Origin of the sequence: Ramlibacter montanisoli (assembly GCF_013087525.1) — a bacterium.
GTDB classification, from domain to species: Bacteria; Pseudomonadota; Gammaproteobacteria; order Burkholderiales; family Burkholderiaceae_C; genus Ramlibacter; species Ramlibacter montanisoli.
In genome coordinates this window covers 791,619-817,566 of the sequence record NZ_JABFCS010000001.1, presented here as the reverse complement: position 1 = coordinate 817,566, position 25,948 = coordinate 791,619, and the positions used below count along the sequence as shown (strand labels likewise).

16 protein-coding genes and 10 pseudogenes are annotated in these 25,948 nt (G+C 68.1%); 19 read left to right on the top strand and 7 right to left on the bottom strand.

The genetic code is table 11. The annotated features are described in order from the left end of the window. The first annotated feature begins 27 nt into the window (after positions 1–27). From HK415_RS04245 to HK415_RS04190, 12 genes and pseudogenes are all read left to right on the top strand, one after another. A pseudogene (locus HK415_RS04245) lies at positions 28–1,148 on the top strand (ABC transporter substrate-binding protein). A gap of 140 nt (positions 1,149–1,288) precedes the next feature. Beyond that, positions 1,289–2,323, top strand: a pseudogene (locus tag HK415_RS04240) (branched-chain amino acid ABC transporter permease). Continuing rightward, positions 2,323–4,092, top strand: a complete 1,770-nt coding sequence (locus tag HK415_RS04235; protein WP_171556889.1) for a branched-chain amino acid ABC transporter ATP-binding protein/permease — start codon at positions 2,323–2,325, stop codon at positions 4,090–4,092. Before HK415_RS04240 ends, HK415_RS04235 begins: the two are co-directional and overlap by 1 nt. Continuing rightward, a complete protein-coding gene (locus tag HK415_RS04230; protein WP_171556888.1) occupies positions 4,092–4,838 on the top strand; it encodes an ABC transporter ATP-binding protein in 747 nt (248 codons plus the stop codon). Before HK415_RS04235 ends, HK415_RS04230 begins: the two co-directional genes overlap by 1 nt. A 59-nt stretch (positions 4,839–4,897) precedes the next feature. After that, positions 4,898–5,338: pseudogene (locus tag HK415_RS04225) on the top strand (MarR family winged helix-turn-helix transcriptional regulator); the annotation flags it as partial. A gap of 124 nt (positions 5,339–5,462) precedes the next feature. Then, entirely contained in the window at positions 5,463–5,783 is a 321-nt protein-coding gene (locus tag HK415_RS04220) for a winged helix-turn-helix transcriptional regulator (RefSeq protein ID WP_171556887.1), read from the top strand. Then, positions 5,783–6,949: a fumarylacetoacetate hydrolase family protein gene (locus HK415_RS04215; protein WP_171556886.1), complete on the top strand. Its 1,167-nt coding sequence runs from the start codon at positions 5,783–5,785 to the stop codon at positions 6,947–6,949. The genes HK415_RS04220 and HK415_RS04215 overlap by 1 nt, the downstream gene beginning before the upstream one ends. A gap of 31 nt (positions 6,950–6,980) precedes the next feature. Then, positions 6,981–7,331, top strand: a complete 351-nt coding sequence (locus tag HK415_RS04210; RefSeq protein WP_171556885.1) for an FKBP-type peptidyl-prolyl cis-trans isomerase — start codon at positions 6,981–6,983, stop codon at positions 7,329–7,331. A 257-nt stretch (positions 7,332–7,588) separates the two neighbouring features. After that, positions 7,589–8,074, top strand: a pseudogene (gene grpE / locus HK415_RS04205) (nucleotide exchange factor GrpE); the annotation flags it as partial. A 105-nt stretch (positions 8,075–8,179) separates the two neighbouring features. After that, positions 8,180–10,126: a molecular chaperone DnaK gene (dnaK, locus tag HK415_RS04200; RefSeq protein WP_171556884.1), complete on the top strand. Its 1,947-nt coding sequence runs from the start codon at positions 8,180–8,182 to the stop codon at positions 10,124–10,126. Positions 10,127–10,220: 94 nt separating this feature from the next. Continuing rightward, a pseudogene (gene dnaJ / locus HK415_RS04195) lies at positions 10,221–11,374 on the top strand (molecular chaperone DnaJ). Between the two features lie 209 nt (positions 11,375–11,583). Further along, a complete protein-coding gene (locus HK415_RS04190) occupies positions 11,584–12,048 on the top strand; it encodes a phosphoethanolamine transferase domain-containing protein (RefSeq protein WP_171556883.1) in 465 nt (154 codons plus the stop codon). A gap of 9 nt (positions 12,049–12,057) precedes the next feature. Here HK415_RS04190 and HK415_RS04185 read toward each other — a convergent pair whose 3' ends face one another. Further along, positions 12,058–13,170, bottom strand: coding sequence for a PA0069 family radical SAM protein (locus tag HK415_RS04185; protein ID WP_216369729.1), 1,113 nt, complete (start codon positions 13,168–13,170; stop codon positions 12,058–12,060). 104 nt (positions 13,171–13,274) lie between these two features. On the opposite strand from HK415_RS04185, the gene HK415_RS04180 reads away from it, so the two are divergent. The 3 genes and pseudogenes from HK415_RS04180 (at position 13,275) to HK415_RS04170 (ending at position 16,273) form a co-directional block, all read left to right on the top strand. Beyond that, the gene (locus HK415_RS04180; protein ID WP_171556882.1) at positions 13,275–13,859 is read left to right on the top strand and encodes a GbsR/MarR family transcriptional regulator; all 585 of its coding nucleotides are present in this window, start codon (positions 13,275–13,277) and stop codon (positions 13,857–13,859) included. A 2-nt stretch (positions 13,860–13,861) separates the two neighbouring features. Next, positions 13,862–15,214 (top strand): annotated as a pseudogene (locus tag HK415_RS04175) (cytochrome ubiquinol oxidase subunit I); the annotation flags it as partial. A 45-nt stretch (positions 15,215–15,259) separates the two neighbouring features. Continuing rightward, a complete protein-coding gene (locus HK415_RS04170) occupies positions 15,260–16,273 on the top strand; it encodes a cytochrome d ubiquinol oxidase subunit II (RefSeq protein ID WP_171563152.1) in 1,014 nt (337 codons plus the stop codon). A 40-nt stretch (positions 16,274–16,313) separates the two neighbouring features. Here HK415_RS04170 and HK415_RS04165 read toward each other — a convergent pair. The 4 genes and pseudogenes from HK415_RS04165 to HK415_RS04150 all read right to left on the bottom strand — a co-directional run bounded on the left by HK415_RS04165 (position 16,314) and on the right by HK415_RS04150 (position 21,001). Beyond that, a pseudogene (locus tag HK415_RS04165) lies at positions 16,314–17,288 on the bottom strand (NAD(P)H-dependent flavin oxidoreductase). A gap of 112 nt (positions 17,289–17,400) precedes the next feature. Further along, entirely contained in the window at positions 17,401–19,191 is a 1,791-nt protein-coding gene (locus HK415_RS04160; RefSeq protein ID WP_171556881.1) for an acyl-CoA dehydrogenase, read from the bottom strand. A gap of 125 nt (positions 19,192–19,316) precedes the next feature. After that, positions 19,317–20,249 carry an electron transfer flavoprotein subunit alpha/FixB family protein gene (locus tag HK415_RS04155; protein ID WP_171556880.1) on the bottom strand — a complete coding sequence of 311 codons (933 nt, stop codon included), beginning with the start codon at positions 20,247–20,249 and terminating at the stop codon, positions 19,317–19,319. Further along, positions 20,250–21,001 (bottom strand): annotated as a pseudogene (locus tag HK415_RS04150) (electron transfer flavoprotein subunit beta/FixA family protein). Positions 21,002–21,302: 301 nt separating this feature from the next. Between HK415_RS04150 and HK415_RS24510 the strand changes: the two are divergent. The 4 genes and pseudogenes from HK415_RS24510 (at position 21,303) to HK415_RS04135 (ending at position 24,138) form a co-directional block, all read left to right on the top strand. Then, positions 21,303–21,488: a hypothetical protein gene (locus HK415_RS24510; protein WP_253262374.1), complete on the top strand. Its 186-nt coding sequence runs from the start codon at positions 21,303–21,305 to the stop codon at positions 21,486–21,488. Next, positions 21,485–22,276, top strand: coding sequence for a TRAP transporter substrate-binding protein (locus HK415_RS04145; RefSeq protein ID WP_309246572.1), 792 nt, complete (start codon positions 21,485–21,487; stop codon positions 22,274–22,276). The genes HK415_RS24510 and HK415_RS04145 overlap by 4 nt, the downstream gene beginning before the upstream one ends. Before the next feature lie 89 nt (positions 22,277–22,365). Further along, entirely contained in the window at positions 22,366–22,851 is a 486-nt protein-coding gene (locus HK415_RS04140) for a TRAP transporter small permease (protein ID WP_253261759.1), read from the top strand. Then, positions 22,848–24,138, top strand: a pseudogene (locus HK415_RS04135) (TRAP transporter large permease). The gene HK415_RS04140 and the pseudogene HK415_RS04135 overlap by 4 nt, the downstream one beginning before the upstream one ends. A 33-nt stretch (positions 24,139–24,171) precedes the next feature. On the opposite strand, the gene HK415_RS04130 reads toward HK415_RS04135, so the two are convergent. Both HK415_RS04130 and HK415_RS26830 read right to left on the bottom strand, forming a co-directional pair. Beyond that, a complete protein-coding gene (locus HK415_RS04130; protein ID WP_290427339.1) occupies positions 24,172–24,984 on the bottom strand; it encodes a methyl-accepting chemotaxis protein in 813 nt (270 codons plus the stop codon). Positions 24,985–25,171: 187 nt separating this feature from the next. Continuing rightward, positions 25,172–25,819 (bottom strand): annotated as a pseudogene (locus HK415_RS26830) (MCP four helix bundle domain-containing protein); the annotation flags it as partial. Positions 25,820–25,948 lie beyond the last annotated feature (129 nt).

Below are 25,948 nucleotides of genomic sequence, written 5' to 3'. Positions count from 1 at the left end.
GAGAAACTTTCAACCCGGAGACAGAAGATGAAACTCGTACGCTCCCTGATCGCCGCGGCGGTCACCCTCGCCGCCGCCGGCGCCGCCCTCGCGGACATCAACATCGGCGTGAGCCTGTCGCTCACCGGCCCGGGCTCCGGCCTCGGCATCCCGATGAACAACCAGTTCAAGCTCTTCCCCAAGGAGATCGCGGGCGAGAAGGTCAACCTGATCATCCTCGACGACGCGTCCGACCCGGGCAAGGGCGTGAGCAACGCGCGCCGCTTCGTCACCGAGGACAAGGTGGACCTGATCATCGGCTCCTGCCTCACGCCCGTGGCCGGCGCCATGACGCCGGTGGCGACGGAGTTCAAGACGGTGCAGCTCGCCGCCTCCCCGGTCGGTGGCGACAGCCCGTGGCTGTTCCGCCTGCCGCAGGGCAACGACGTCATGGCCCACGCCGTCGTGGAGCACATGAAGAAGCAGAACATCAAGACCATCGGCTTCCTGGGCTACACCGACGCCTATGGCGAGCTGTGGCTCAAGGCCCTGACGCCGCTGGCCGAGAAGGCCGGCATGAAGATCGTTGCCGCCGAGCGCTTCGCGCGGACCGACACCAGCGTCACGCCGCAGGCCCTGAAGCTGACGTCGGCCAACCCGGACGCGATGCTGGTCGTGGCTTCCGGCTCCGGTGCCGCGATGCCGCAGATGGCGCTGGTCGAGCGCGGCTACAAGGGCAGGATCTACCAGACGCACGCCGCGGCCACGCAGGACCTGATGCGCATCGGCGGCAAGGCCGTGGAAGGCACCTACGTCGTGTCCGGCCCGGCGATGGTCGGCGAGCAGCGCCCGACAACCATCCGTCCAAGAAGGTGGCGATGGACTTCTTCGGCAAGTACGACAAGGCCTTCGGCGCGCCCAACCAGTTCGCCGGCCACTCCTATGACGCCGCCATCGCGCTGGAGAAGGCCGTGCCGATCGCGCTGAAGAAGGCCAAGCCCGGCACGCCCGAGTTCCGCGCCGCGCTGCGCGACGCCTTCGAGACCATGGGCCGCACCGTCTTCGCGCACGGCGTGATGAACTGGAGCAAGGACGACCACTGGGGCTACACGAATGAAACCGGCGTGATGCTCAAGGTCACCGGCGGCAAGTTCGTCGTCGAGAAGTAGGACAAGGAAAAGACAAACGCTCCTTCCCCCTCTGGGGGAAGGCTGGGATGGGGGCGCTGCGCGCCGACACCGACCTGCGCCTGCGGGCGCCCCCACCCTGACCCTCCCCCAGAGGGGGAGGGAACAAAGACAACGAATCCATGGATCTCTCCATCGCCGGCATCCTCGCGATCGACGGCCTCACCAACGGCGCCATCTACGCCTTGCTCGCCCTGGCGACGGTGCTGGTGTTCGCGGTCACCCGCGTGATCTTCATTCCGCAGGGCGAGTTCGTCGCCTTCGGCGCGCTGACGCTGGCGCTGTTCCAGACCGGCAAGGTCCCGGGCACCGTGTGGTTCCTGCTGATCCTGGCGGGCATGGCGGCGATTGCCGACGTCCTGCACGGATGGCGCCATCACCTGCCGCCCGCCCGCGTCGCCAAGCAGGTGCTGCGCCCTCGCCTTCCCGGTGATCGCCTCCGCCATCGCGATCTGGGCGGCGCCGCGCGGCTTCCCGCTGCTGGTGCAGGCGCTGCTGACGATGGCCCTGGTCACGCCCTTCGGCTCCCTGATCTACCGCCTGGCCTACGAGTCGCTGGCGGACGCCTCGGTGCTGGTGCTGCTGATCGTGTCCGTCGGCGTCCATTTCGCGCTGGTCGGCCTGGGCCTGTTCTTCTTCGGCGCGGAGGGCTTTCGCAACCCGAGCTTCTGGGACAGCCGCTTCTCCGCCGGTGCGCTCGCGCTCACGGGCCAGGCCGTGATCATCTTCGTCGCCTCCTTCGCGCTGATCGTGCTGCTCTACCTGTTCTTCGAGCGCACGCTCACGGGCAGGCGCTGCGCGCCACCGCGGTCAACCGCGCGGGCGCGCGCCTCATGGGCATCTCGTCCAGCGGCGCCGGCCGGCTGGCCTTCACCATGGCGGCGCTGATCGGCGCGCTGTCGGGATTGCTGATCGGACCGACCACAACGATCTTCTACGACAGCGGCTTCCTCATCGGCCTCAAGGGCTTCGTCGCGGCAGTGTTCGCCGGGCTGGCGAGCTATCCCCTGGCGCTGGTCGGCGCGCTGGGCGTCGGCCTGCTGGAAAGCTTCAGCTCCTTCTGGGCGAGCGCCTTCAAGGAGGTGATCGTGTTCGCCTCCATCCTGCCGGTGCTGCTGTGGCGCTCGCTGTCCGACCCGCACGGGGAGGAGCATTGATGACGGGCCTGCGCCGTTTCGCCTTCCCCGCCTTCGCGCTGCTGATGCTGGCCCTGCCGGCGCTGCCGGTGCCGGACTTCTGGATCACGCAGAGCAACTACATCGGCCTGTATGCGCTTGTTGCCCTCGGCCTGGTGCTACTGACCGGCGTGGCGGGCCTCACCTCCTTCGGCCAGGCGGCCTTCGTCGGCATCGGCGCCTACACCGCGGCCTTCATGGCGGTGAAGCTGTCTGCCTCGCCCTGGCTGGCGCTGCTGATCGGGGTCGGACTGGCCGTGGCCGCCGCCATGCTGCTGGGCGCGATCACGCTGCGCATGTCGGGCCACTTCCTGCCGCTGGCGACCATCGCATGGGGCCTGGTCCTGTACTACTCCATGGGCAACATGGACTGGCTGGGCAAGTACGACGGCATCCTGGGCGTGCCCACGCTCAAGCTGTTCGGCATGGACCTGGGCACCGGCCGCGGGCTGCATGCACTGATCTGGGCGATCGCGCTGCTGGCGGCCTGGGCTTGCGCCAACCTGCTCGACTCGCGTCCCGGCCGCGCGATCCGCTCCATGAAGAACGGCGCGACGATGGCCGAGGCCATGGGCATCTCCACCTTCCGCTACAAGCTCAACGTGTTCGTGCTCGCCGCGGTGCTGGCCGCCGTCTCCGGCTGGCTGTTCGCCTTCTTCCAGCGCACGGTGAACCCCTCGCCCTTCTCCATCAACAAGGGCATCGAGTACCTGTTCATGGCGGTGCTGGGCGGCGTGTCGCACGTGTGGGGCGCCTTCCTCGGCGCCGCGGTGGTCAAGCTGACCGAGGACCAGCTGCAGGTGCTGCTGCCCAGGCTGATCGGCACCAGCGGCAACTTCGAGACCATCGTCTTCGGCATCGTGCTGGTCGTGGTGCTGAAGTACGCGCCCGACGGCCTGTGGACCTTCGTGCAGCGCCGCCTGCCGCGCGCCGACCGCGTGCGCGACTGGGAAGGCGCGCCGCCGCTGCCCGCGCGCGACAAGCCGGCGCACGGCGAACTGCTGCTGCAGGTGCAGGCCGTGCGCAAGGAGTTCGGCGGCCTGGTGGCGGTGAACGACGTCAGCTTCGAGCTGCGCGCCGGCGAGATCGTCGGCCTGATCGGCCCCAACGGCGCCGGCAAGTCCACCACCTTCAACCTGGTCACCGGCGTGCTGGGCCTCACCTCGGGCCAGGTGCGCTACCGCGGCCAGGACATCGCTGGCCTGCCCTCGCGGGCGATCGCGCGCAAGGGCATCTCGCGCACCTTCCAGCACGTGAAGATGATCCCGGAGATGACCGTGCTGGAGAACGTCGCGCTCGGCGGCTACCTGCGCGGCCGGACCGGCAGCGTGCGCGCCATGCTGCGGCTGGACCGCGACGAGGAGAAGCGCCTGTTCGCCGAAGCCGAACGCCAGCTTGCGCGCATCGGCATGGCCGACCGCATGCACGAACTCGCCGGCAACCTGGCGCTCGGCCCGCAGCGGCTGATGGAAATCGCCCGCGCGCTGTGCACGGACCCCGCCCTGCTGCTGCTGGACGAGCCCGCGGCCGGCCTGCGCCACAAGGAGAAGCAGGCGCTGGGCGACGTGCTGCGCCAGCTGAAGAGCGAAGGCATGAGCCTGCTGCTGGTGGAACACGACATGGAATTCGTCATGGGCCTGACCGACCGCATCGTCGTGATGGAGTTCGGCACCAATCTGATGGAAGGCACGCCGCCCGAGGTGCAGGCCAGTCCCGCGGTGCGCGCCGCCTACCTGGGAACGGAACACTGATGGCCGATGCAACGACGCCCCTGCTCCAGGTGAAGGACCTGCACGCCGGCTACGGCCGCGCCGAGGTGCTGACCGGCCTGTCCTTCCAGCTCGATCGCGGCAAGGTGGTCACGGTCATCGGCCCCAACGGCGCCGGCAAGTCCACCACGCTCAATGCCCTGATGGGCCTGCTGCCCGCGCGCGGCAGCATCGTCTTCGACGGCCAGGACATCGCCGACACCACGCTGGAGGAGCGCGTGATGCTGGGGCTGGCGCTGGTGCCGGAGCGGCGCGAGCTGTTCGGCACCATGCCGGTGGAGGACAACCTGGTCCTCGGCGGCTACCGGCCGATGAAGCTGCGCATCGCCAACTGGCGCTCGCAGCTGGAGCGCGTCTACGAGATGTTCCCGCGGCTGAAGGAGCGCCGCGCGCAGCTGGCCGGCACGCTCTCCGGCGGCGAGCGCCAGATGCTGGCGATCGCGCGGGCGCTGATGTCGCGGCCCAAGCTGCTGATGCTGGACGAGCCGAGCCTGGGCCTCGCGCCGCTGGTGGTGCGCGAAGTCTTCCAGATCATCGAGCGGCTGCGCGCGCAGGACGTGTCCATCCTGCTGGTGGAACAGAACGCCCGCGCCGCGCTGCAGGTGGCCGACTACGGCTACGTGCTGGAGACCGGCGAGATCAGCATGCACGGTCCCGCCTCGCAGCTGGCCGGCGATCCCCGCGTGATCGAAACCTACCTGGGCGCCGCGCGCGCCCGGGCGGAGTAAGTGGCCGTGCCCTCGCTGCGCATGCCCCGCCAGCCAGCCGCCGGCCGCGCCACGCCGCCCCCGCCGTCGAGGAAGTCGACACGCGCTTCCTCGAAACGCTCCTGGGCTACAACGCTCGGCGCGCCGCGCTCGCCGTGATCGACGTGTTCCTGGAGCGCATGGCACCCTTCGAACTCAAGCCGGTGGACTTCTCGGTGCTGTCGCTGGTGGCGCACAACCCGGGCATCACCTCGCGCCAGCTGTGCACCACGCTGGGCATCCTGCCGCCGAACCTGGTCGGCATGGTGAACGCGCTGGAGAAGCGCGCCTTGATCGTGCGCAAACCCCATCCGCGCGACGGCCGTGCCATGGGCCTGCAGCTGACGCCTTCGGGACAGAAGCTGATGCGCGATGCGGAGCGGACCGCCGCGGCCCTGGAAGCCGATGTGGCCGCACGCCTCACGCCGGCCGAGCAGCGCACGCTGATCACGCTGCTGAAAAAGGTCTACAAGACCGGATGAACGGCCGCGCCGGTCGCCCAGGCCGCGTTGCGCCTCCGTCACGCTGCTATTGTTTGCATAGCGCAAGCTGCGTACACTCCGTTCCCCCGCCTCGCTTTCGCGGGACGACTGGAGAGCCCCGCGAATGAGTGCGAAGGAGAATGCCGCCACCAACCAGCTGCTGGCGCTGCTGGAGGCGCGCTACGCGATCCGGGTGCTCTGGGCGCTGCGCGACGGCCATCCGCAGACCTTCCGGCTGCTGCAGGACAGCGTGGGCGGCATCACGCCCAACACGCTGAACACGCGCATCAAGGAATTGCGCGAGGCCGGGCTGATGCAGCACAACGGGGACGGCTACAGTGTCACCGCGAGCGGCACCGACCTCCTGAAGCGCCTGGCTGACCTGCAGCCCTTTGCCGCCAAGTGGGTGGCCGCCCAGGCCAAGAAGAAACAACAGGCCAGCTGATGCAATCCTTCCTGAAGGCGACGCTGCCCGCCGATGCGCAGCAGGCGACGCTCGTGGGCCGTGTCTGGATCGAGGGCCAGGGGCCCGTGCTGGTGCGCGCGGACCATGAATCGCTCTACGACCTGTCGCTGCTCGCGCCGACCTGCAGCGCGCTGATGGAGTTCCCCGACCCGGCGGCGGCGGTGCGCGACTTCAAGGCGCCGCGCATCGCGGCGGTCGCGGACGTCATCGCCAACAGCGGCGCCGATGCCCGCGTGGACGAGACGCCCTGGCTGCTCGCGCCCTGCGACCTGCAGGCGGTCAAGGCCTCGGGCGTGACCTTCGTGGCCTCCATGCTGGAACGCGTGATCGAGGAGCAGGCACGCGGCAACCCGGCGCTGGCGGAGGCCGTGCGCAAGGAAGTGGTGGCCGTGATCGGCGACGACCTCTCGCGCGTGCGTCCCGGCTCGCCCGAGGCCGCGCAGTTGAAGAAGGTGCTGCTGGCCAAGAACCTGTGGTCGCAATACCTCGAAGTCGGCATCGGCCCGGACGCCGAGATCTTCACCAAGTCGCAGCCCCTGAGCGCGGTGGGCACGGGCGCCGAGATCGGCATCCACCCCAAGAGCGAGTGGAACAACCCCGAGCCCGAGATCGTGCTGGTGGTCAACAGCCGCGGCGAGACGGTGGGCGCCACGCTGGGCAACGACGTCAACCTGCGCGACTTCGAGGGCCGCAGCGCCCTGCTCCTGGGCAAGGCCAAGGACAACAACGCCAGCTGCGCCATCGGCCCCTTCATCCGCCTGTTCGACGCGCAGTTCGGCATCGCCGACGTGCGCCAGGCCGACCTGGCCATGAAGGTGGTCGGCCCCGAAGGCTTCCAGATGGACGGCGCCAGCAGCCTGAAGCTGATCAGCCGCGACCCGCTTGACTTGGTCGGCCATGCGATCGGCCCGAACCACCAGTATCCGGACGGGCTGGTGCTCTTCCTCGGCACGATGTTTGCGCCAACGCAAGACCGCTTCGGGCCGGGCCAGGGCTTCACCCATGCCGTGGGCGATGTCGTCGCCATCTCGACGCAGCGCCTCGGTACACTGGTGAACCGCGTCAACACCAGCGACCGGATCGAACCCTGGCGCTACGGCCTGGGCGCGCTGATGCGCGACCTCGCCCGCCGGCGGCTGCTCTAGGGAGCCCAGGCTCCACCACCGAAAGAACAACATGATCACCACCCCCAGCGGCCTGCAGTACGAAGACGAACTCATCGGCCAGGGCCCCGAGGCCAAGTCCGGCCAGGACGTGCGCGTGCACTACACCGGCTGGCTGTACAACAACGGCGTGCAGGGCGCGAAGTTCGATTCGAGCCGCGACCGCAACGACCCCTTCGAGTTCTCGCTGGGCGCCGGCATGGTGATCCGCGGCTGGGACGAAGGCGTGGCCGGCATGAAGGTGGGCGGCAAGCGCACCCTGCTGATCCCGCCGCAACTGGGCTACGGCGCACGCGGCGCCGGCGGCGTGATCCCGCCGAACGCGACCTTGAAGTTCGACGTCGAGCTGCTCGAAACCCGTTGATCCGCAACCCGTAGGCTGGTGGTGAGCCGCAAGGCGAACCCCAGCGATCCCGCGAAACGCTGGGGTTCGCCTTGCGGCTCACCACCAGCCTACGGCCCACCGGCCCAGCAGGAAATCCCAAGCCCCCGCCTTGAAAAGGGCCTCCCCGCCCCAAGCTCCTCCGCGACCGACGTTTCAACCCGAATCCCTTCCCATGTCCAACGACGTCCAAACCGAAAGCGAACTGCCGCAGGACGCGGGTCCGGGCCCAGGATCCAGCCGCCAACGACGGGCAGCCCTCCCCGCAGGACTGGCAGGCCCAGGTGGCCGCCCTCAGCGCGAAGAACGCGGAACTGATGGACCAGTTCATGCGCGCCCAGGCCGAGATGCAGAACATCCGCCGCCGCTCCGAGGAAGAAGTCTCCAAGGCCCGCAAGTTCGCCCTGGAAAGCTTCGCCGAGAACCTGCTGCCCGTGTGCGACAGCCTGGAAGCCGGCCTGCACCACCAGGACCAGACGGTGGAGCAGATCCGCGCCGGCGCCGAGGCGACGCTGCGCCAGTTGAAGGCCGCGCTCGAGCGCAACCGCATCCTCGAGATCAATCCCACGGCCGGCACCAAGTTCGATCCGCACCAGCACCAGGCGATCTCCGTGGTCCCTGCCGACCAGGAGCCCAACACGGTGGTGACGGTTCTGCAGAAGGGCTATTCGATCGCCGAGCGCGTGCTGCGGCCCGCCCTCGTCACGGTGACCGCGCCGAAGTGAACCCAAGCCCGGCCTTGAATCCATAGCAGTTATCCACAACTACCGCACAGACTGGTTCACAGCCCCCGTGGGCTACAGATTTAGAGAGATCTAGGAGAGAAGAAAATGGCAAAGATCATCGGCATCGACCTGGGCACGACCAACTCGTGCGTTGCCATCATGGAAGGCAACAACGTCAAGGTCATCGAGAACTCGGAAGGCGCGCGCACCACGCCTTCGATCGTCGCGTACCAGGAGGACGGCGAGATCCTGGTCGGCGCCTCGGCCAAGCGCCAGGCGGTGACCAACCCGCGCCACACCTTCTACGCGATCAAGCGCCTGATCGGCCGCAAGTTCACCGAGAAGGAAGTGCAGAAGGACATCGACCTGATGCCCTACAAGATCCTGGCCGCCGACAACGGCGACGCCTGGGTGGAAGAGCGCGGCAAGAAGCTGGCGCCCCCGCAGGTCAGCGCCGAAGTGCTGCGCAAGATGAAGAAGACCGCCGAGGACTACCTCGGCGAAGAGGTCACGGAAGCCGTGATCACGGTGCCCGCGTACTTCAACGACTCGCAGCGCCAGGCCACCAAGGACGCCGGCCGCATCGCCGGCCTGGAAGTCAAGCGCATCATCAACGAGCCCACCGCCGCGGCCCTGGCCTTCGGACTGGACAAGCACGGCAAGGGCGACCGCAAGATCGCCGTGTACGACCTGGGCGGCGGCACCTTCGACATTTCGATCATCGAGATCGCCGATGTGGAAGGCGAAAAGCAGTTCGAGGTGCTGTCCACCAACGGCGACACCTTCCTGGGCGGCGAGGACTTCGACCAGCGCATCATCGATTACATCGTCACCGAGTTCAAGAAGGAACAGGGCGTCGACCTGACCAAGGACGTGCTCGCCCTGCAGCGCCTGAAGGAAGCGGCGGAGAAGGCCAAGATCGAGCTGTCCAACAGCACGCAGACCGACATCAACCTGCCCTACGTGACGGCCGATGCCTCGGGCCCGAAGCACCTGAACATCAAGCTGACGCGCGCCAAGCTCGAAGCGCTGGTCGATGAACTGATCCAGCGCACCATCGAGCCCTGCAAGATCGCCATGAAGGATGCCGGCGTGTCCGCCAGCGACATCCAGGACGTGATCCTGGTGGGCGGCATGACGCGCATGCCCAAGGTGCAGGACAAGGTCAAGGAGTTCTTCGGCAAGGAGCCGCGCAAGGACGTGAACCCCGACGAGGCCGTGGCCGTCGGCGCCGCCATCCAGGGCCAGGTGCTCTCGGGCGAGCGCAAGGACGTGCTGCTGCTGGACGTCACCCCGCTGTCGCTGGGCATCGAGACCCTGGGCGGCGTGATGACGAAGATGATCAAGAAGAACACGACCATCCCGACCAAGTTCGCGCAGACCTTCTCCACCGCCGACGACAACCAGCCGGCCGTGACCATCAAGGTCTACCAGGGAGAGCGGGACATCGCCACCGGCAACAAGCTGCTGGGCGAGTTCAACCTGGAAGGCATCCCGCCGGCGCCGCGCGGCCTGCCCCAGATCGAGGTGAGCTTCGACATCGACGCCAACGGCATCCTGCACGTGGGCGCCAAGGACAAGGGCACCGGCAAGGAGAACAAGATCACCATCAAGGCGAACTCGGGCCTGTCGGAAGCCGAGATCGAGAAGATGGTGAAGGACGCCGAGGTCAACGCCGCCGAGGACAAGAAGAAGCTGGAACTCGTGCAGGCGCGCAACCAGGGCGAGGCCATGGTGCACTCGGTGCGCAAGAGCCTCACCGAGTACGGCGACAAGCTCGATGCGGGCGAGAAGTCCAAGATCGAGGCCGCCGCCAAGGAACTGGAAGAGACGCTCAAGTCCGAGGACAAGGAGCAGATCGAGGCCAAGACCAACGCGCTGATGACCGCCAGCCAGAAGCTGGGCGAGAAGATGTACGAGGCGCAGCAGGCCGCGGGTGGCGCGGGCGCGCCGGGCGGGGATGCCGAAGCGGCTGCCGCCGGTGCGTCTTCCAAGCCGGCCAACGACGACAACGTCGTGGACGCGGAAGTCAAGGAAGTGAAGAAAGGTTGAACCGGACGCTGCGCGCCGGTTCAACTCGCCGCGTTCGACACTGATGCCTTCGGCACAGGTCAACGCGGCGTTCTTGCTGTAGCTCACACCAACAATGGCCACGAAACGCGACTACTACGAAATCCTGGGCGTCCCCAAGAACGCCTCGGACGACGAGATCAAGAAGGCTTATCGCAAGCTGGCGATGAAGCACCACCCTGACCGCAACCAGGGTGCGGATGCGGGCGCCAAGGAGGCGGAAGCGCGCTTCAAGGAGGCCAAGGAAGCCTACGAGATGCTCTCGGACGCCGAGAAGCGCGCGGCCTACGACCAGTTCGGCCATGCCGGGGTCGACCCCAACATGCGCGGTCCGGGCGGCCCGGGCGCGGAAGGCTTCGGCGGCTTCGCGGAGGCCTTCGGCGACATCTTCGGCGACATCTTCGGCCAGCAGCGCGGCGCAGGCGGCCGCGGCGGCCGCCAGGTCTATCGCGGCAGCGACCTGTCGTACGCGATGGAAGTCACGCTGGAGGAAGCGGCCAAGGGCAAGGACGCGCAGATCCGCATCCCGTCCTGGGACGAATGCGAGAACTGCCACGGCACGGGCGCCAAGCCCGGCACCCAGGCCAAGACCTGCTCCACCTGCCATGGCGCGGGCGTGGTGCAGATGCGCCAGGGCTTCTTCAGCGTGCAGCAGACCTGCCCGCATTGCCGCGGCACCGGCAAGATCATTCCCGAGCCCTGCCAGAGCTGCCACGGCCAGGGCAAGGTCAAGCGCCAGAAGACGCTGGAAGTGCGCATCCCCCGGGCATCGACGACGGCATGCGCATCCGCAGCGCTGGCAACGGCGAGCCGGGCACCAACGGCGGGCCGCCAGGCGACCTGTTCATCGAGATCCGGCTGAAGAAGCACGCGATCTTCGAGCGCGACGGCGACGACCTGCACGTGGTGGTGCCGGTGAGCATCGCGCGCGCCGCCCTGGGAGGCGAGATCGAGGTGCCCACTCTGGACGGCAAGGCGGCCATCGACATCCCCGAAGGCACCCAGGCGGGCAAGCAGTTCCGCCTGCGCGGCAAGGGCATCAAGGGCGTGCGCTCCAGCGTGGCCGGCGACCTGTACTGCCACATCGCGGTGGAAACGCCGGTCAAGCTGACCGAGCACCAGCGCAAGCTGCTCAAGGAGCTGGACGAATCCCTGAAGAAAGGGGGCGCCAAGCACTCGCCGAACGAGGAATCCTGGGCCGACAAGCTGAAGGGCTTCTTCAGCGCCTGAGGATTTCGTCATCCCGCGGAGGCGGGGACCCAAGGCGTTCGAGGCAGTGCTGTCGTTTCCATAGCACAACCGCGCGCAGCTTGCCCACGTGCCGGGTGCCAAGGCCCAGCGCCCCGGCGACAATGCCGGCATGGCGCTGCGGCTCTTTCGGACCACCGGCTACTCCACCCTGCTCATGCCGGGGAGTCCCGCCTTGCCACGCACCCGCGATGCTGGTGCTGTGGGCCAGCCTCTGGCTGGGGGTGGTGGCGAACGTGGGCGTGTGGCGCTGGCTGGGCGGCAGCCTGGACGGGCGACACGCCCTGGCGTCCATCCTCGTCATCGCCGGCGCGACCGGTGCCCTGTTCAGCCTCCTGGGCTGGCGGCGCACGCTCAAGCCGGCCATCACCTTCTCGCTGATCGCCGCCAGCCTGGTGGCCGCGGGCCTCTGGAGCCAGCAGCTGCCGATCGACACGCTGTGGCAGGGCCCGCCGCGCACGCTGCTGCCCGCCTGGACGAGCTTCATGCGCTGGGACGTGCTGGGCATCGTGCTGGTGCTGGCCGTGGTCCCGATCGTCTGGCTGTGGAACCACGGCATACGGCGCATGCCGGGCCCCAAGCAGCTGCAGTCCAACATCACTGGCGCACTGCTCGGCGCGATCGTCCTGGGCTGCGGCATCTTCCTCCTGCGCTGAACGCGCAGTTCAGAACAGCGCACCCTGCCCCGGCGGTGAAGGCGGTCGGAACAGGTCGGTGCGGAAATCCACCTTCTTCGCGTTGAAGCCGAGCCGCTTCGCGGTCTTCTGGAAGCGCTGCTTGAGCAAGGCCGCCCAGGTGCCCGAGCCCTTCATGCGCGTGGCGAAGTCGCTGTCGTAGTCCTTGCCGCCGCGCATCTCCTGGATGCGGTGCATCACGCGCTGCGCCCGCTGCGGGTAGTGCGTTTCCAGCCATTGGCGGAACAGCGGCGCCACCTCCCAGGGCAGCCGGATCACGTGATAGAAGGCCTCGCGCGCGCCGGCCTCCCAGGCCGCTTCCAGCACCTGCTCCATGTCGTCGTTGAGGAAGGGGATCTGCGGCGCCAGGCTCACGCCGCAGGGCACGCCGTGTTCGGCCAGCGTCCTGAGCATGCGCAGGCGGCGGTGCGGCGCCGCCGCGCGCGGCTCCAGCGTGCGCGCCAGTTCCGCGTTCAAGGTGGTGATGGTCACGTACACCGCGGCCAGGCCCTTCTGCGCCATCGGCGCGATCAGGTCCAGGTCGCGCTCGACGCCGCTCGATTTCGTCACCAGCGCGAACGGGTGGTTCGTCTCGTGCAGCACCTCGATCAGGCCGCGTGTCAGCCGCAGTTCGCGCTCCACCGGCTGGTAGCAGTCGGTGGCGGTGCCGATCGCGATCAGCTCCGGCCGGTACGCGCGGCGCGCCAGTTCCTCGCGCAGCAGCGCGACGCCGTTGCGCTTGGCGATGATCTTCGTCTCGAAGTCCAGGCCCGGCGACAGGTTCAGGTAGCTGTGCGTCGGCCGCGCGTAGCAGTAGATGCAGCCGTGCTCGCAGCCGCGGTAGGGGTTGATCGACTTGCCGAATTGGATGTCGGGCGAGTCGTTGCTGGCGATGATGCTGCGCGCGTTCTCCCAGGTGACTTCGGTGCGGGGGATCGCCGCGGCCTCGGCTTCGCTGCGCTCCCAGCCGTCGTCGAAGCCTTCGCGCAGGTCGCGCTCGAAGCGGTGCGCGAACCGGGTCGCGGTGCCGCGGCCCTTGATCGCCGAGAGCGGCACGCGCACCTCCTCCACTTCATTGGAGCTGCTACGGTCGATACTGTTCATGCATACAGTATGACGGATGTCGGGTGAAGGGAAAGCCCTGCGTGCATGCCTGAAATTTCAGAACTTCCTGAAAATTCAAAAGCAATCTGCGCAAAATCTGACCCATGTCATTGCAGGACCACCTCCCGCCGCTGAGCCGGCAGTTCGTGTCCCACTTCGGCGAGATGGGCAGCCGCTGGGGGATCAATCGCACGGTCGGCCAGATGTACGCGCTGCTGTTCGTGTCGCAGCGCGCCCTGAACGCCGACGAGATCGCCGAGACGCTGGAGTTCTCCCGCTCCAACGTGAGCATGGGCCTGAAGGAACTGCAGTCCTGGCGGCTGGTGCGCATGAAGCATTTGCCGGGCGACCGGCGCGAATACTTCGAGGCGCCCGCGGACGTGTGGGAGATCTTCCGCGTGCTGGCCGAGGAGCGGCGCCGGCGCGAGGTCGAGCCCACCCTGTCGATGCTGCGCATGGCGCTGCTGGAGCAGCCCGGCACCGACGCCGAGCGTCACGCGCAGCAGCGCATGCGCGAGATGTACGAGCTGATCGACCGCCTCATGACCTGGTTCGACGACGTGCAGAGGCTCGCCCCCGAGACGGCCATGCAGCTGATGGGAATGGGCAGCGCGGTGACGCGCGTGCTGGAACTCAAGGACCGCGTCACCGGCCGCGGCGTCCGCGGCGGCAACAACAAGGAATCGTGAGCATGGACACCCTGATGCTGTCGCGGCTGCAGTTCGCGGCCAACATTTCCTTCCACATCCTCTTTCCCACCATCAACATCGCGCTGTGCTGGTTCCTGGTGTACTTCCGCCTGCGCCACGGCGCGGCGAAGGACGTGGAGGACGCGCGCCACTGGGAGGAGGCCTATTACCTGTGGACCAAGGTGTTCGCCCTGAGCTTCGCGCTGGGGGTGGTCACCGGGATCACCATGACCTTCCAGTTCGGCACCAACTGGCCCGGCTACATGGAACGCGTGGGCAACATCGCGGGCCCGCTGCTCGGGTACGAAGTGCTGACGGCGTTCTTCCTGGAAGCGACCTTCCTCGGGATCATGCTGTTCGGCCGCAACCGCGTGTCCGGCCGCGTGCACATGGTGGCGACGCTGATGGTGGCGGCGGGCACCACGCTGTCGGCGTTCTGGATCCTGAGCCTCAACTCGTGGATGCAGACGCCGGTCGGCTTCAAGGTGATCGACGGCGTGTACCACGCGCAGGACTGGCTGCAGATCGTCTTCAACCCCTCCTTCCCCTACCGGCTCGTGCACAAGCTGCTCGCCTCGACGCTGACGGCCTCCTTCCTGATCGCCGGCCTGTCGGCCTGGCAGCTGCTGCGCGGCACCGCGAACGGGGGCACGCACCGCGCGCTGCGATCGGGCGTGATGGCTGCGGCGATCGCGATCCCGCTGCAGATCCTGGCCGGCGACATGCACGGCCTGAACACGCTGGAACACCAGCCGGCCAAGATCGCCGCCATCGAAGGCATCTGGCACACGGAAAAGAGCGCGCCGCTCACGCTGTTCGGCTGGCCCAACGAGAAGGAAGGCCGCACCGACTACGCGCTGCAGGTGCCCAAGCTCGCCAGCCTGATCCTGGCGCACGACCTGGACGCGGAGCTGAAGGGCCTCAACGAGTTCCCGGACGCGCACCCGCCGGTGGCGCCGGTGTTCTGGGGCTTCCGCATCATGGTCGGCGTGGGCATGCTGATGCTCGCCGTGTCGTGGTGGGGCGCATGGACGCTCTGGCGACGGCGGCGCGCGGCGGGCGCCGACGGCACGCTGCTTTCCCGCTGGCAGCTGCGGCTGCTGACGGCGATGACCTTCTCCGGCTGGGTGGCGACGCTCGCCGGCTGGGTGGTGACCGAGGTCGGCCGCCAGCCCTTCCTGGTCTACGGACAGCTGCGCACGGCGGACCTGGTCGGGCAGCATCCGCCCGGCACGGTGCTGGCCACGCTCGTGTCCTACCTCGTGGTGTACGTGTTCCTGCTCGGCGCCTACGTGCGGGTGCTGATGTACATGGCGGAGCACCCCGCGATGCCGACCCCGACACCCCCAGAGTCCCAAGGCCGCCATGCCGGTGGGCGGACCCGCCTGAGGAGCACGCAGATGACTTTCGACTGGCCCACCCTGCTGCCCCTGGTCTTCATGGCCGTGATGGGGCTCGCGCTGCTCGCGTACGTCGTGCTCGATGGCTACGACCTCGGCGTCGGGCTGCTGCTGCCCTTCGCCTCCGACGAACAGAAGGACGTGATGGTCTCGAGCATCGGTCCGTTCTGGGACGCCAACGAGACCTGGCTGGTGCTGGGCGTCGGCATTCTGCTGATCGCCTTCCCCTCGGCCCACGGCCTGGTGCTGTCGGCGCTGTACCTGCCGGTGGCGGTGATGCTGATCGGCCTGGTGCTGCGCGGCGTGTCTTTCGACTTCCGGGTGAAGGCGCGCGCGGCGCGCAAGGAGATGTGGAACCGCCTGTTCTCACTCGGCTCGCTGATGGCGGCGGCCTCGCAGGGCTGGATGCTGGGCCGCTATCTCACGGCCTTCGACCACGGCCTGTGGCCCACGCTGTTCACCGTGCTGATCGCGGTCACCCTGCCGACCGCGTACGCGATGCTGGGAGCGGGCTGGCTGATCATGAAGACCGAGGGCGCGCTGCAGGCGAAGGCGGTGCGCTGGGCCCGCCTGGTGCTGTGGCCCATGGGCGCGGCGCTGGTGGGCATCTCGGTGGCGACGCCGCTGGTGAGCCCCAACGTGTTCGACAAGTGGTTCGCGATGCCGCAGTTCCTGGGGCTGCTGCCGATCCCGGTGGCCTGCGCGGCGGCCTTCTTCGCCGCGTGGCACGTGACCAGCCGCGAAAACGTCGTGCAGGCGGGCTACGGCTGGATCGTGTTCGCCAGCACGGTGCTGATCTTCGTGCTGTCCTTCCTCGGGCTGGCGTACAGCATCTACCCCTACATCGTGATCGACAAGCTGACGGTGTGGCAGGCGGCGAGCGCGCACGAGTCGCTGGTGGTGATCTTCGTCGGCGTGGCGATCACGCTGCCGGCGATCATCGTCTACACGGTGTTCATGTACCGCGTGTTCTGGGGCAAGGCCTCGGCCCTGAGCTACGGGCCGGGCAAGTGATTCGGTAGGCTGGCGGTGAGGCGCAGCCGAACCCCAGCGCTCAGGCGACAGCGAGCGAAGGCAGCGACAGCCGCGCCCGCGCCTCGGCGTACTCGCGCTTCAGCCGCGCGACGTAGTCCGCCACATGCATCACTTCCTTCACCGCGGAAATGCCCTGCCCCGAACCCCAGATGTCCTTCCAGGCCTTCTTGCTGCCTTCCCCGCCGCCGAAGCTCATCTTGCTGGGGTCGCTTTCCGGCAGGTTGTCCGGATCGAGGCCGGAGGCGCGGATGCTCGCCTTCAGGTAGTTGCCGTGCACGCCGGTGAACAGGCTGGAGTAGACGATGTCGTCGGAGGTGCCTTCGACGATCGCCTGCTTGTAGGCATCGCTGGCCCGCGCCTCGTGCGTGGCGATGAAGGCCGAGCCGATGTACCCGAAGTCGGCGCCCATGGCCTGCGCCGCCAGCACGGCGCCGCCGTTGGCGATCGCGCCGGACAGCGCGATCGGTCCGTCGAACCACTCGCGGATCTCCTGCACCAGCGCGAACGGGCTCTTCACGCCCGCGTGGCCGCCGGCGCCGGCCGCCACGGCGATCAGGCCGTCGGCGCCCTTCTCCACCGCCTTGCGGGCGAAGAAGTTGTTGATGATGTCGTGCAGCACGATGCCGCCGTAGCTGTGGATCGCATCGTTCACGTCGGTGCGCGCGCCCAGCGAGGTGATGATGATGGGCACCTTGCGCCTGACCACCACCTCCATGTCGTGCTCGAGCCGGTCGTTGCTCTTGTGCACGATCTGGTTGATGGCGTAGGGCGCCGCCGGTTGTTCCGGATGCGCGCGGTTCCAGGCCGCCAGCGTCTCCTCGATCTCGTGCAGCCACTCGTCCAGCTGGGAAGCGGGCCGGGCATTGAGCGCCGGCATGGAGCCGACGATGCCCGCCTTGCACTGCTCGATCACCAGCTGGCGTGCTGACGATGAACATCGGCGAGGCGATGACCGGCAGGGGAGGTTTTGCAGGACGGGCGGCAGTTTCGACATTCGGGCTCCTGTTGCTGGGGTTCGGCTTTGCCTCACCACCAGCCTACGAGTTCACAAGCGGTAGGCTGGGGTGACGCAGGAACCCCAGCGATGCGCGCGACGCGCGCTGTCTTCAAAAAGCTTCCAGCGGCAACGCCGTGACGCTGTCCGCGCCTTCGACGATGCTGTCGCGCATGCCCGGCGCCTTGGCCAGGATGTGGTCGGCGTAGAAGCGCGCGGTAGCGATCTTCGCGCGCATGAAGGCGGCGTCCTGTCCCTTTTGCAACAGGTCCTCCGCCACCAGCAGCGCACGCGCCATCTGCCAGCCCGCCACCAGGTTGCCGGCGAGCATCAGGTAGGGAACCGAGCCGGCGAACACGGCGTTCGGCGAGGCCTTGCCCTGCTGCACCACGTAGGCCACGACGTCGAGGAAGGCCTTGCGGGCGGCGGTCAGGCGTTTCGCGACGGCCCGCGCGGCCACGCTGTCACGCTTTGCCAGTTCGCCCTCGGTCTTCTCGATCTGCGCGGCGATCGCCTGTGCCGTCTGGCCGCCGTCGCGCGCCGTCTTGCGGCCCACCAGGTCGTTGGCCTGGATGGCGGTCGTGCCTTCGTAGATGGTCAGGATCTTGGCGTCGCGGTAGTACTGCGCGGCGCCGGTCTCCTCGATGAAGCCCATGCCGCCGTGCACCTGCACGCCCAGCGAGGTGACTTCCAGGCTCATCTCGGTGCTGTAGCCCTTGACCAGCGGCACCAGGAATTCGTAGAAGGCCTGGTTCTGCTTGCGCGCTGCGGCGTCCGGGTGGTGGTGCGCCGCGTCGTAGGCGGCGGCGGCCACGCTGGCCATCGCGCGGCAGCCTTCGGTGTACGCGCGCATCGTCATCAGCATGCGGCGCACGTCGGGGTGGTGGATGATGGGCGCGGGGCCGCTGACGGAACCGTCCACCGGGCGCGACTGCACGCGGTCGCGGGCATAGGCCACGGCCTTCTGGTAGGCCCGCTCCGCCACCGCGATGCCCTGCACGCCCACGGCGTAGCGGGCCGCGTTCATCATGATGAACATGTACTCGAGGCCGCGGTTCTCCTCGCCGACGATGTAGCCCACGGCGCCGCCGTTGTCGCCATACTGCAGCACCGCGGTGGGCGAGGCCTTGATCCCGAGCTTGTGCTCGATGCTGACGCAGTGCACGTCGTTGCGCGCGCCCAGCGACCCGTCCTTGTTGACCAGGAACTTGGGCACCACGAACAGGCTGATGCCCTTCACGCCCTCGGGCGAGCCGGGGATCTTGGCCAGCACCAGGTGGACGATGTTGTCCGCCATGTCGTGCTCGCCGTAGGTGATGAAGATCTTGGTGCCGAAGACCTTGTAGCTGCCGTCAGGCTGCGGCTCGGCGCGGCTGCGCACCAGCGCCAGGTCGCTGCCGGCCTGCGGCTCGGTGAGGTTCATGGTGCCGGTCCACTCGCCGGTCACCAGCTTTTCCAGGTACACCGCCTTCAGGTCGTCGGAGCCGGCGGTGAGCAGCGCCTCGATCGCGCCGTCGGTGAGCAGCGGGCACAGCGCGAAACTCAGGTTCGCCGAGTTGAGCATCTCGCCGCAGGCCGCGCCGATCGCCTTGGGCAGGCCCTGGCCGCCGAAGTCCACCGGGTGCTGCAGGCCCTGCCAGCCGCCTTCGGCGTACTGCTTGTAGGCGGCCGCGAAGCCCGGCGTCGTCGTGACCCGGCCGTCCTTCCAGCTGGAAGGATTGCGGTCGCCCTCGACGTTCAGCGGCGCGACCACGCCTTCGTTGAACTTGGCGCACTCCTCCAGCACGGCCTGCGCCGTTTCCAGGCCGGCTTCCTCGAAGCCGGGCAGCTGCGCGATCTGTTCGATGCCGGCGAGGTGCTCGATGTCGAACAGCATGTCCTTGACGGGGGCGGTGTAGCTCATGGCGATCTCCTGTCTTGCCCCCTCCCCCTCTGGGGGAGGGTGGGGGTGGGGGCGCACCGGGGCGCGCGCTGCCCCCACCCCAGCCCTCCCCCGGGGGAGGGAGTTTTCTCACTCACACACAGCGCTTACAGCGCCTTGATCAGTTCCGGCACCGCCGTGAACAGGTCCGCTTCCAGCCCGTAGTCGGCCACACTGAAGATCGGCGCTTCCGGGTCCTTGTTGATCGCCACGATCACCTTGGAGTCCTTCATGCCGGCCAGGTGCTGGATGGCCCCGCTGATGCCGCAGGCGATGTACAGCTGCGGCGCCACGATCTTGCCGGTCTGGCCGACCTGCAGGTCGTTGGGTGCGTAGCCCGCATCCACCGCCGCACGGCTCGCACCGATCGCCGCACCGAGCTTGTCGGCCAGCGGCTCCAGCACTTCGTGGAACTTCTCGCTGGAGCCCATGGCACGGCCGCCCGACACGATGATCTTGGCGGCGGTCAGTTCCGGGCGGTCGTTCTGCGCGATCTCCTGGCCCACGAAGCTGCTCTTGCCGCTGTCGGCCACGGGGCTTGCGCTCTCCACCGCGGCGCTGCCGCCGGTGGCCGCGGCCGGATCGAAGGCGGTGGTGCGCACCGTGATCACCTTGATCTGGTCGGCGCTCTGCACGATGGCAATCGCGTTGCCCGCGTAGATCGGGCGCTCGAAGGTGTCGGCGGCATCGACCTTGGTGATGTCGGAGATCTGCGCCACGTCCAGCTTGGCGGCCACGCGCGGGGCGATGTTCTTGCCGCTGGCCGTGGCCGGGAACAGGATGTGCGAGTAGTTCGAGGCGATGGCCAGCACCTGCGCGGCCATGTTCTCGGCCAGGCCGTGTTCGAACTGCGCGCCTTCGGCGTGGAGCACCTTGGCCACGCCCGCGATCTGCGAAGCGGCCTTGGCGGCCTCCGCAGCGTTGGCACCGGCCACCAGCACGTGCACGTCGCCGCCACAGGCGGCCGCGGCCGTCACGGTGTTGAGGGTGGAGGGCTTGATCGACTGGTTGTCGTGTTCCGCGATGACGAGAGAGGCCACTTAGATCACCTTCGCTTCGGTCTTGAGCTTCTGAACCAGGGTGGCCACGTCGGGCACCTTCACGCCGGCGCCGCGCTTGGCGGGCTCGGTCACCTTCAGGGTCTTCAGCCGCGGCTTGACGTCCACGCCCAGGTCCTCGGGCTTGACGATGTCCAGCTGCTTCTTCTTGGCCTTCATGATGTTGGGCAGCGTCACGTAACGCGGTTCGTTCAGGCGCAAGTCGGTGGTGATCACGGCCGGCAGCGACACGGAAATGGTCTCCAGGCCGCCGTCCACCTCGCGCGTGACCTTGGCACGGCCGTCGGCCACTTCCACCTTGGAGGCGAAGGTGGTGGCTGCGGCAGGTCGGCCAGCGCCGCCAGCATCTGCCCGGTCTGGTTGCAGTCGTCGTCGATCGCCTGCTTGCCCAGGATCACCAGGCCCGGCTGCTCCTTGTCCATCAGCGCCTTGAGGATCTTGGCCACCGCCAGCGGCTGCAGTTCCTCGTCGGTCTGCACCAGGATCGCGCGGTCGGCGCCGATCGCCATCGCCGTGCGCAGCGTCTCCTGGCACTGTTGCACGCCGCAGGACACCGCGATCACCTCGGTGGCCACGCCCTTTTCCTTCAGGCGCACAGCTTCCTCCACCGCGATCTCGTCGAAGGGGTTCATGCTCATCTTGACGTTCGCGATGTCCACACCCGTGTTGTCCGACTTGACCCGGACCTTCACGTTGTAGTCCACCACCCGCTTGACCGGGACCAGGACCTTCATGCTGGGCACTCCTAGAGTTTGAATTGACGTGTACGTAAACCGGAAATTCTATGCGGGGGCGGGTGCCCCCCGCGCTTCGCCCAGGGGAAGCAAAAAGAACGACCGTTCGTTTTTGATTATAGGCCCGGCACCGCCGCGAAAGCGCTAGAGCGCCGCATCCAACTGTCACGGGGCCGACATTCAGCGATGCGGGAAAGTCAGGACCGTTCGCCTTAAGGGGCCGCCTTACAGTCCCTCCACACATGAACACCGGAGATCGTTGGATGAAACGAAGCCTGCTTCCCCTCGCCGCGGCCGCCCTTTGCGCCGCCGGCACCGCCGGCGCCCAGACCGTGCTGACCACGTCGAGCTGGGTCCCCCGACCCATGCGCTCACGCTGGCCCAGAAGGAATGGTGCGACCTGGTCGAGAAGAACGCCAACGGCAAGATCCGCTGCAACCACCTGCCGCGCGCGGTGGCGGCGCCCCCGGCACCTTCGACGCCGTGAAGAACGGGCTGGCCGACGTCTCCTTCACCGTGCACGGCTACACGCCGGGCCGCTTCGTGCTGACGCAGATGGCCGAGTTCCCCTTCCTGGGCGACGCCGCCGAGCCGATGTCGGTGGCTTTCAACCGCGTGGCGATGAAGCGCCCCGAGATCCTGAAGGAGCACGAGGGCGTCAAGGTCCTGGCCTACTTCACCCACGGCCCCGGCATCGTGTTCAACACCAAGCGGCCGGTGACCAAGCTGGAGGACCTGCAGGGCCTGAAGTGGCGCGTGGGCGGCGGCATGGTCAACGAGATCTCCAAGGCCCTGTCCATGAACGTGACCCTGAAGCCGGCGCCGGAGTCCTACGAGCTGCTGTCCGGCGGCGTGATGGACGGCACCCTGTTCCCCGCCGAATCGATCGAGGCCTTCAAGCTGGACAAGCTGATCAAGCACGCCACCGTCTTCCCCGGCGGCCTGTACAACACCAGCTTCGTGTTCATGATGAACCAGGCCAAGTACGACAAGCTGAGCCCCGACGAGAAGAAGGCCGTGGATGCGGCGTCCGGCGAGGTGGCCGCGCGCATCATCGGCCGCAGCTGGGACAAGTTCGACCGCCGCGCCTACGCGCTGATGCAGGCCAACAACGTGCAGGTCGTGAAGGCCGACGCCAAGCTGGTGGCCGACATCAAGGCCAAGACCTCGACCCTCGAGCAGAAGTGGGCCAAGGACGCCGAGGCCAAGGGCATGAAGGACGCCGCCAAGGTGCTGGCGGAGTTCCGCTCCGAGATCGCGAAGCAGGCGAAGTAAGCCCGCTGCTCTGGTACAAAGGCGGCAACCGGGGAGGTCCCCGGGTGCCGCTTTTTGCTGCGCCCCCATAACGAGACGGACCAAGAGACTTGACCAAGCTGCTGGACCTGCTGTGCGGGCTGCTGTCCTCGATCGCGCTGTTCGCGATCATGGCGCTCACCTTCTTCGACGTGATCGGCCGCAAGGCCGTTTCGCATTCCATTCCCGGCTCCCTGGAGCTCACCGAGCTGCTGATGGTGGTGGTGATCTTCGGCGCCCTGCCCCTGGTCTCGCGCCGGGGCGAGCACGTGGAGTTCGATTCGCTCGATCCCTACCTGCCGATGTGGCTGCGCCGGCTGCAGGGCGTGATCGTGCACCTGCTGTGCGCGGCGGTCCTGCTCGGCCTGGCCTGGCTGATGTGGCGCACCGGCGGGGAGTTCCGGCAGACCGGCGAGACGACCGCGCAGCTGCAGATCCCCAAGTACCCCTTCCTCTACGGCATGGGCGTGCTGTGCGCCCTGACCGGCTTCGTGCACCTGGCCCTGGTGGGCGCGAAACCGCATGACCGCTTCGAGGGCGAGGGGGCGGCGCTGTGACGGAAGCGCTGCTCGGCTTCGGTGCCATCTTCCTGCTCGCGTTGCTGCGCGTTCCGCTGGCGTTCGCGATGGGGCTGGTCGGCTTCGCCGGCATCGGCCTGACGCGCGGCTGGGTGCCGGCCACGGCAAGCACGGCGCAGGTCGTGTACGAGACCGGTTTCGCCTACACGCTGTCGGTGATCCCTCTCTTCATCCTCATGGGCAACTTCGTGGCGCGCGCCGGCCTGGCCCACGAGCTGTTCCAGGCCGCCTATGCCTTCATCGGCCACGTGCGCGGCGGCCTCGCGCACGCCACCATCGCCGCCTGCGCCGGCTTCGGCGCGATCTGCGGATCTTCCATCGCCACCGCGGCCACCATGAGCAAGGTGGCCTACCCGTCGATGCGCAAGCTGGGCTACAGCGACTCGCTGTCGACCGGCGTGATGGCCGCCGGCGGCACGCTGGGCATCATGATCCCCCGTCCACCATCATGGTGATCTACGGCATCGTCACCGAGACCAACATCGGCAAGCTGTTCGCGGCGGGCGTGATCCCGGGGCTGCTGACCGCCGCCATGCTGATGCTGGCCGTGGTGGTGATCACCTCGCGCGATCCCGAACACGCGCCGCCCGGCGAGCGGGCGACCTGGCCGGAGCGCTGGGCGGCCCTGCGCGGGATCTGGGGCGTGGTGCTGCTGGTGCTGGTGGTGCTGGGCGGGATCTACGGCGGCTTCTTCACCGCCACCGAAGGCGCGGCTTCGGCGCCGCGGGCGCCTTCCTGTTCGCGCTGCTGCGCGGCCGGCTCACCTGGGCCGGCCTGCTCGAAGTGCTGGTGGAGTCCGCGCGCACCACCGCGATGCTGTTCACGCTGCTGATCGCCGCCACGCTGTTCGCCAACTTCGTGAACTTCACGACCCTGCCCGGCGACCTGAAGAACTGGATCACGCAGGCCGGCCTGTCGCCCACCATGATCATCGTGGCCATGATGGCCGTCTACGTGATCCTCGGGACCGTGATGGAGGAACTGACGATGGTGCTGCTGACCATCCCGCTGTTCTTCCCCATCGTCACCGGGCTGGGCTTCGACCCGATCTGGTTCGGCGTGCTGATCGTGATGGTGGTGCAGATCGGCCTGATCTCGCCGCCGGTCGGCATGAACCTGTTCGTGCTGAATGCGCTGCTGCCCAAGGTGGGGCTGAACCAGATCTTCCGCGGCTGCTGGCCGCTGGTGCTGACGATGGTGCTGGTCCTCGGCATCCTGATCGCGTTCCCGCAGCTGAGCCTCTGGCTGCCTTCGCTGATGAAGTAGCGGCGCCGCGCGCCGCCCTCCCCCGCGCTGCGATCAGAACTCCCGCCAGGCCCCCTGGGGCGTCGCGCGCAGACCGGGCATGGCCAGCGGCGCCGGGTGGGCGCCTTCCAGTTTGGCCGCTGACGGCGCGACCCGGATCGGGGTGACGGCCGGACGGGCATCCGCTTGCGGCGCTGCCTTCAGCGGAGTCACGGGCGTGTAGCCGGACGCGGCGCCGCCCAGCTTGAAGGAAGACACCAGCTCCAGCAGCGCGTCCGACTGCGCCTTCATCGATTCGGTCGCAGCCGTGGCCTCCTCGACCAGCGTGGCGTTCTGCTGGACCACCTGGTCCATCTGGGTGACCGCCTGGTTCACCTGCTCGATGCCGGAGCTCTGCTCCTGGCTCGCCGCCGCGATCTCGGTGATCAGGTCGTTGACCTTCTGGACCGACCCGACGATGTCCTCCATGGTCCTGCCGGCGGCGTCCACCAGCTTGCCACCCGCCTCCACCTGGGACACCGAGGTGCCGATCAGGACCTTGATCTCCTTGGCCGCCTGGGCGCTGCGCTGGGCAAGGTTGCGCACCTCGGTGGCCACAACCGCGAAGCCGCGGCCCTGTTCGCCGGCACGCGCGGCCTCCACCGCGGCATTGAGCGCGAGGATGTTGGTCTGGAAGGCGATGCCGTCGATCACGCCGATGATGTCGGAGATCCTGCGCGAGGACTCCGAGATGCCGCTCATGGTGCTCACCACCTGCCCGACCACCTCGCCGCCCTTGCGCGCGACTTCCGAGGCGCTGGCGGCCAGCACGCTCGCCTCCCGGGCGTTGCTGGCGTTCTGGGCGACCGTGGAGGTCAGTTCCTCCATGGAGCTCGCCGTCTCCTCCAGCGTGCCCGCCTGTTCCTCGGTGCGCTGCGACAGGTCGATGTTGCCCTGCGCGATCTGCGCGCTGGTCTCCGCGACGGCGCGCGCCGCCGGCGACCTGGCTCACCAGCTCGCGCAGCCGCGCGGTCATGTCGGCCAGCGCGCCCAGCAGCTGCCCCATTTCGTCGCGCGTCTTTGGCTGCACGTCGACGCTGAGGTCGCCGCCGGCGACCCGCTGCGCCGCCTGCACCGCTTCGTCGAGCGGACGGGTGATGGAGCGCATCAGCAGTATGGAGAACAGCACCGCCAGCACCACCCCGAGCGCCGACATTCCCGTCAGCACGTTGCGGCCGGTGATCGCCGCCGCATGCGCGGCGGCGGCATCGTTCGCGACCTCGGTGCCGTAGTGCTCGGCGAGGGTCCGGATCGAATCGATGTAGGTGCGCAGCGCCGGCAGCATCGTGCTGTCCATGAGGGCGTTGGCCTCGCCCGGCTGCCCGGACTTCTTCTTCTCCAGCACCTGCTGGCGCGCCCCCAGGTAGGCCTTGCGCTTTTCGCCGACGCTCTCGAACAGCTGCCTGGCCTCGGCGCTGTCCAGCATCTTCTCGATCTGCGCCTGCAGCTCGGAGATCCGCTTGGTGGTCGCCTCGACCTCCGGCGTCAGCAGGCGCCTGAGCTCCTCGTCGTCCGAGCGGGTGAGCACGGTCGCGCGCACCGCGTTCGCGCGGGTGAACGACAGCCACTCGCCGACCAGGCGTTCCATCTTCAGGTTGACGGTCGCCAGCTCCGCCGTCTTGCGGTCCAGCTCCTGCAGGTGCAGCGTCGCCACCGCCGTCATGGTCACGAACATCGCGACGAACAGGGCAAATGCCAGCCCCAGCCGCGTCCGGATCGTGAATCCCCCGAACCCCTTCCAAATCTCTTGGTCCCCACGCTTGTCTCCTCGCTCCCGTTTCAACCGCGGCCC